Source organism: Nostocoides australiense Ben110 (genome assembly GCF_001050535.1).
Lineage (GTDB): Bacteria > Actinomycetota > Actinomycetes > Actinomycetales > Dermatophilaceae > Nostocoides_A > Nostocoides_A australiense.
Map to the genome: position 1 here is coordinate 1,715,865 of NZ_HG764815.1, position 6,750 is coordinate 1,722,614.

A 6,750-nucleotide genomic window follows, 5' to 3' on the forward strand; every position below is an offset into this window, starting at 1 on the left:
GGCGGGGGGGGCGACGGCATACGGCCTGCGCGACTGGGCCTGGCCGGTCGGGGTGACCGGCGCGGTGGCCGCGATCGTCGGCGTCGCGCTCGCGGCGATCGACCTCGACGTGCACCGGCTTCCGCGGGTGGTGACCTGGCCGTGCTATCCCGCCGTCGCGCTGTTGCTCACGGTATGCAGCGCCGTCACCGGCGACTGGCCGGCGCTGCTGCGTGCGCTGGAGGCGGGGGCGGCGCTGTGGGTGCTCTATTACGTCCTGCACCGGCTGGCGCGGCGGCGCGGGCTGGGCCGGGGAGACGTCACGCTCGCGGGAGTGGTCGGGATGTTGCTCGGCTGGTTCGGCTGGGCCCAGGTCGCGGTCGCGACCTATCTCGCGTTCATCCTCGCCGGCGCATCCGCGGCTCTGCTGCTGGTGTTGCGGCGGGTCTCGCGCAGCGACCGGATCGCCTTCGGGCCGGCCATGATCGCCGCCGCGCTGGTGCTGCTCGCCCTGCAGTGACGACACCCGCCGCACAATGACCGCACCATGTTCGCCGTGACCACGCCCGCCCGGCCCCGCAGCCGCCGGCTGCTCGGCCTCGACCTGGCTCGCGGGCTCGCGGTGTGCACGATGATCCTGGCCCACACGTCGCCGTGGCCGATCGACCTGCCCGCCGAATACCTCACCGCCCCGCTCTTCGCCACCCTTGTCGGCGCATCCTTGCACCTGGCGTGGTCGGCCGCGCAGGCCCGGGGCACCTCCGGGCTCGCCTTCGTGGCGGACAACGGTTTCCGCGGCGCGTGCCTCGTCTCGATCGGAGAGGTGCTGCAGTCCGCCTACCAGTTCATCGACGTCGTCCTGCAGACCCTCGGACTGCTGACGATCGTGCTCGCCCCGGTGGTGGTCCTGCTCGGGCGGGCCGCGCGGCCCGGGCGGGCGGCGCTGGCCGGGGCGAGCGCCCTCTGGCTGATCTCGCCGTTCGTCATGGAGGCGAGCCGGCATTGGCTGGCCGAGCACCCGACCCTCGACCCGCTGGGGCGCGCGATTGGGCTGTGGCTCGCCGCGGGGGTGCACTACCGGGTGGTGTCCTTCGCGATCTACGGCCTGGTAGGAGTCGCGCTGGCGGTCTGGTTCGCGCGTGGCGGCGCTCGAGGGCGGGACGGTCTGCGGGCCGTCGGGGTGTGCGCCCTCGTGACGGTCGGGGCGTACGGCGGCGGCCGGCTCATCGACCAGGGCCAGCCGTATGCCGGCGATCACGCCGAACTGCTCGGTTCCACGGCGTTCGCCGCTGGAGCGACGATCGGGTGCGTCTGGCTGCTCGCCCGCTTCGGCGACGCTCACCGCACCGACCGGCCGGGCGTGCTCGCGCCCCTGGTGGCGACCGGACAACTCGCCCTCACGGCATACAGCCTGCAGATCCTGCTCCTGCGGGTGCTCCAGCAACTGACCGGTCCAGGTTTCGACGACGACCGGCCGTGGGTGCTCGGCCTGACGCTCGCCGTCGTCGTCGGGTGCTGCTGGGCGTGGCGGCGCACCGGGCTCACCGGGCGGATGGAGGTGCTGCTGCGGGCGCCGCGGTTGCTGCGACGGGAGGCCTGAAACCTGCCGGGCACGGCTCCGGGCCGTGGACGTTCAAGTCCACGGCCCGGATTCGTGAGGTTACTTCGCGGCGATGCCCTGCATGATCTCGCGCATCAGGGCGGCCGTCTCGGACGGGGTCTTGCCGACCTTGACGCCGGCGGCCTCGAGGGCTTCCTTCTTGGCCTGCGCGGTGCCGGAGGAGCCGGAGACGATGGCGCCCGCGTGGCCCATCGTCTTGCCCTCGGGGGCGGTGAAGCCGGCGACATAGCCGACGACCGGCTTGGTGATGTGCTCCTTGATGTAGGCCGCGGCCCGCTCCTCGGCGTCGCCGCCGATCTCGCCGATCATGACGATCGCGTCGGTGTCGGGGTCGTCCTGGAAGGCCTGGAGGCAGTCGATGTGGGTGGTGCCGATGATCGGGTCACCGCCGATGCCGACGCCGGTGGAGAAGCCGAAGTCGTTGAGCTCGAACATCATCTGGTAGGTCAGCGTGCCGGACTTGCTGACGAGGCCGATGCGGCCGGGGCCGGTGATGTCGGCGGGGATGATGCCGGCGTTGGACTTGCCGGGGCTGATTAGGCCGGGGCAGTTGGGGCCGATGATGCGGGTGCCCTTGCCGAGGCTGTAGTTGAAGAACTCGGCGGTGTCCCTGACCGCCACGCCCTCGGTAATGACGACCGCGAGCGGTATGCCGGCGTCGACCGCCTCGACGACCGCCGCCTTGGTGAAGGCGGCCGGGACGAAGATGACGGTCACGTCGGCGCCCGTCGCGTCCATCGCCTCCTTGACGCCGCCGAAGACGGGGACCTGCTTGCCCTCGGGGAAGTCGACCGTGGTGCCGGCCTTCTTGGGGTTGACGCCGCCGACGACGTTGGTGCCCGAGGCCAGCATCCGGGCGGTGTGCTTCATACCCTCGGAGCCAGTCATGCCCTGAACGATGACCTTGGAGTTCTCGGTGAGGAAGATTGCCATGGCTGCTGTATGCCGTCCTGTTCCGTAGTCTCTTGCGTTCAGTTCGCGGCCGCAGCCAGCTCGGCGACCCGGCGGGCCGCACCGTCCATCGTGTCCACCCGCTCGAGCAGGGGTAGCTTCGCCTCGTCGAGGATCTGCCGGCCGAGGTCGGCGTTGTTGCCGTCGAGCCGGACCACGAGCGGCTTGGGGTCCTTGCCGTGGCTCGCCAGGATGTCGTAGGCCTTCACGATGCCGTCGGCGACCGCGTCGCAGGCGGTGATGCCGCCGAAGACGTTGACGAAGACGGCCTTGACCTGGGCGTCCTCGAAGATGACGTCGAGGCCGTCGGCCATCACCTCGGCGTTGGCGCCGCCGCCGATGTCGAGGAAGTTAGCGGGCTTGGCCGCGCCCCCGGTGAACTCCTCACCGGCGTAGGCGACGACGTCCAGGGTGGACATGACCAGTCCGGCACCGTTGCCGATGATGCCGACGTTGCCGTCGAGCTTGACGTAGTTGAGGCCCTTCTCGATGGCCAGCACCTCGAGTGGGTCGGTCTTGGAGTGGTCGACGAACTCGGCGTGCTCCGGGTGGCGGAACGCGGAGTTGTCGTCGATGGAGACCTTGCCGTCGAGGGCGAGGATCTGACCGTCCTCGGTCTTGACGAGCGGGTTGACCTCGACGAGCGTGGCGTCTTCGTCGTGGTAGACCTCCCACAGCTGCTTGAGCACATTGGCGAGCGCGGCGTGGTCGGCCTCGGGGAAGCCCGCCGCCTGGATGATCTCGGCCGCCTTGGCGTCGTCGATGCCGACATTGGGGTCAACGGGGATGCGGGCCAGCGCCTCGGGACGCTCGACGGCGAGGGTCTCGATGTCCATGCCGCCCTCCTTGGAGCACAGGGCGAGGTAGGTGCGGTTGGCGCGGTCGAGCAGCAGGGAGAAGTAGTATTCCTCGGCGATCTGCGCGCCCTGGGCGATCATGACCTTCTTGACCGTGTGGCCCTTGATGTCCATGCCGAGAATCTGCTCGGCATACTGCTCGGCCTCGTCGGCGGACTTGGCGACCTTGACGCCGCCGGCCTTGCCACGGCCGCCGGTCTTGACCTGCGCCTTGACGACGGTCACCCCGCCGCTCTTGGCGCCGATGGTCTCAGCCGCCGCGCGCGCCTCGGCCGGGGTCGTCGCGACCGCGCCGCCCAGGACGGGTACGCCGTGCTTCTCGAAAAGGTCGCGAGCTTGGTACTCGTAAAGATCCACGCTGATGGCCGTCCTTCGCTCCGGTGCGCTGTTCGGGGATGCCTTACGAGCCTAGAGGGTCAGCCTCGATGCTTCCGACCACACCACGCATCGAGCACGTCACAACCGCCCCCGCTCGGCGCACAGTCCGACCGCTCACCCCCACCCGGCCCCTAGCGCGGCCCGAGGGTGACGCGGGTCCAGGTCTCGCCATTGTCGGTGGAGCGCCAGAAGCCGCGGAAGCCGTCGGCGGGGACGGCATAGAACCAGTCGGCGCCCGGCGAGGCCACCCAGCGCCAGCCCCGGTCGGGCAGTGGCGGGGCTTGTTTGGGCTCGCGCCAGGTCCGGCCGCCGTCGTGCGAGACGCGGATGGTGCCCTGCCCCTCGCTGCCGCCGGAGGCCGCCACGAGGTTCTGCGCATCGGTGGCGGCGAAGGAGTTGAAGACACCGGGCCCGAGGCCGATCTGGTCGCCCTCGATCTTGGCCCAGCCGGGGTCGCCGCCGGTGAAGCCGCTGGTCTTGGCGAGTGTCCACTGGCCCTCACCCGGCATCAGGCATGCGGCGAAGTCGTCGCTGCCCCCAGCCGCAGCCAGGTAGCGCCAGTAGCCGGTCTCGCACCCGACCCCGAACTCGCTCACCTGGCCGCCGTCGACGGCATAGGCCATGGTCAGGGGTGTGGGCTGCTCGGCCGTCGGCACGGTCGTGACCTGGACGACGGCAATGCCGCTGCGGGTGAACTCGACATCGGCGGAGTCGATCGGCACCGCGATCGGGATGCGCTTGATCTCGGTGCTCCCCGCGGCGTCGATGGCCGCGCCTTCGATGAGCACGTCGCCGGTGCATTTGGCCCCGTCGCACCCCCCGGTCACCGACGTGAGCACGACCTGCTTGCCGTCGGTGGCGAGGTCCACGACCGCCGCGCCCCGGTGGTCGTATGCCGCCCAGTGGCCGCCGCCGTCGGTGCTCTTCATGATGTTGCCACCGAAGATCCACCCGACGGAGGGGTTGGCCATCCGGATGCCGGTGAACGCGCGGTCGTTGCCGACATAGCTCATCGCCCCGCGGCCCGGGCTGTCCGCCCCGGGGATGGCGGCGGCGGAATGCCACGTCAGCCCGTCGTCGGTCGACTTGATGATGACCGGGCACGCCTGCCCCGAGCAGGTGCCGGACCCGATGGCCAGCAACGTGTCCGTGCCGGCGTAGCTGACGGACATCAGCGAGAAGTCTTGGCCCACAGGCAGATTCGTCGGGTTGGTCGTAGACGAGCTACCCGAGGTCGACGACTGAGTGGCGTCGGACCCGGTGGTCGCCTGCGTGCTTGCACTGCTGGAGGAGGACCCGGGCGGCGGAACCACGGGCGCACTGGTCGAGGCGCTCGAGCGCTGCGTATTGGTGGGCAGGCTCACCGAACTGGTCGCGCTGGCCAGCGGGTCGTTGGGATCCGATCCGGGCAGGCCACCGCGCAGCAGCCAGCCACCTATCCCCGCGAGCGTGACCGCGGCGGTCAGGCCCGCGGCATACCCGACCCAGCGGCGCGAGCCGCGACCGCCCCGGCGTCCCCGCGCCTCGACGACGATCGACTCCCAGCGTCCGTCATCGCCCTCGAGCGGGGTGATGTCCTCGCGTTCTCGGGCGAAGAACTCTTCGACGAAGTCGCGCTCGTTCATCGGGCACCTTCCAAACTGGCGGCCAGGCGTTGCCGGGCATCCCACAGATCACGTTTGACGGCCCCCTCGGACTTGCCGAGCTGCGTCGCCACCTGGGCGATCGACAGGTCGGCGAAGTAATGCAGCATCACGCTGACGCGCAACCGGTCCGGCAGCGCCTGCACAGCGGCCCGCACCGACAGATCGCGGGCGAGATCCGGCTCCGCCCCGGTCTCGATGTCGTGCCCGACCTTGCCGTAGGCCACCTGCTCGCGGCCCCTCTTGCGCCAGTGGTCGCGGATGATGTTGGCGGCGGCGGTGTAGAGCCACGCGCGCGGTTCGGCGACGTCCCCCCAGTGCGCCAGGAGCCGGACGAAGGCCTCGGTCGCGACGTCGTGAGCAAGATCCCGGTCGCCGACGAGCTTGTTGCACCAGCCGGCGAGCATGCCGTAGTGGGCGCGGTAGATCTCCCGGACCGCTGCCTCGTCGGCGCTGATGACGTCAGCTCCGTAGGGCATGCTCACCCCCCAGGGGCGGACGCGAGGCAGCGCGATCGTTGTCATGCGTCATTGACGCCGCACTCTCCCCCTCGGTTGGTCCCCAATTTTTCTCGGTGAATCGTACTTGTCGCGCACGCGCGAGGCAGGGAGGCCCGGTTGGCACCTCCCCGCCTCGGGTATGCGGCGAACGTCAGCTCGTCGTGACCGCCACGTCGTCGACGACGAAGGAGGTCTGCAGCGAAGAATCCTCCTGCGAGAGGAACTTCACCGTGACCGTCTTGCCCTTGTATGCCGTCAGGTCGAACGACTTCTGGACGAAGGCCCCACCGGTCGCCGACAGGTTGGAGTAGGTCGCCAGGGTCGTCGTTGTGGTGCCGGAGATGACCTGCGCCTTCATCGTGTCGTATGCCGTGCTGCTCGTCGTCTCGGCGGTGTCGATCCTCACCCAGAAGGTGAAGGTCGCCGTGGTCGCCGAGGCGGGGATCGTCACCGACTGGGACGCGTTCTCGCTGACGGTGCGGCCGTTGCCGCCGAGCCACAGCTTCCAACTGAGTAACTCTTAACCTCCCGCGCCTTGACAAGGTCAAAGGTGCTGGTCATCAGGCGTCTTGGCGCCCGCATACCGCAGCTACGGCGTCGGACGTGTCCAGTGACACATGCTTGAATTTTGGATAACGAAACGATCACGCTACCGTGGTGGGAGCGTCCCCCTCCCCCGGGCTCCCCCCAGCCCCCATCCGAAGGACCATCTGTGAGCCGTTACACCGGCCGGCACGCTGCGGCGCGCCCGGGCACTCTGCGCCGCCTCGGCGACCCGCGGATTGCCGCTCCCATCGCCGCCGCGGGCCTCGTCCTCGCCG

7 protein-coding genes are annotated in these 6,750 nt (G+C 70.0%); 2 read left to right on the forward strand and 5 right to left on the reverse strand.

The window, feature by feature from the left end; all coding sequences use genetic code 11:
• Window positions 1-499: prepilin peptidase (locus tag BN11_RS08175; RefSeq protein ID WP_083433616.1), on the forward strand; the 499-nt coding region annotated here is incomplete at its 5' end.
• A gap of 36 nt (window positions 500-535) precedes the next feature.
• Window positions 536-1,579, forward strand: a complete 1,044-nt coding sequence (locus BN11_RS08180) for a DUF418 domain-containing protein (protein WP_162213191.1) — start codon at window positions 536-538, stop codon at window positions 1,577-1,579.
• 60 nt (window positions 1,580-1,639) lie between these two features.
• Here BN11_RS08180 and sucD read toward each other — a convergent pair whose 3' ends face one another.
• The 5 genes from sucD to BN11_RS22520 form a co-directional block, all read right to left on the reverse strand.
• Window positions 1,640-2,533, reverse strand: coding sequence for a succinate--CoA ligase subunit alpha (gene sucD, locus BN11_RS08185; RefSeq protein WP_048696475.1), 894 nt, complete (start codon window positions 2,531-2,533; stop codon window positions 1,640-1,642).
• A gap of 38 nt (window positions 2,534-2,571) precedes the next feature.
• Window positions 2,572-3,765: an ADP-forming succinate--CoA ligase subunit beta gene (gene sucC, locus BN11_RS08190; protein WP_048696477.1), complete on the reverse strand. Its 1,194-nt coding sequence runs from the start codon at window positions 3,763-3,765 to the stop codon at window positions 2,572-2,574.
• 152 nt (window positions 3,766-3,917) lie between these two features.
• Window positions 3,918-5,411 (reverse strand): WD40/YVTN/BNR-like repeat-containing protein, encoded by a 1,494-nt coding sequence (locus tag BN11_RS08195; RefSeq protein WP_048696480.1) that lies wholly within the window; start codon window positions 5,409-5,411, stop codon window positions 3,918-3,920.
• Window positions 5,408-5,908: an RNA polymerase sigma factor gene (locus tag BN11_RS08200; RefSeq protein WP_048696482.1), complete on the reverse strand. Its 501-nt coding sequence runs from the start codon at window positions 5,906-5,908 to the stop codon at window positions 5,408-5,410. The genes BN11_RS08195 and BN11_RS08200 overlap by 4 nt, the downstream gene beginning before the upstream one ends.
• Before the next feature lie 172 nt (window positions 5,909-6,080).
• The gene (locus tag BN11_RS22520; protein WP_235435414.1) at window positions 6,081-6,380 is read right to left on the reverse strand and encodes an immune inhibitor A domain-containing protein; all 300 of its coding nucleotides are present in this window, start codon (window positions 6,378-6,380) and stop codon (window positions 6,081-6,083) included.
• Window positions 6,381-6,750 lie beyond the last annotated feature (370 nt).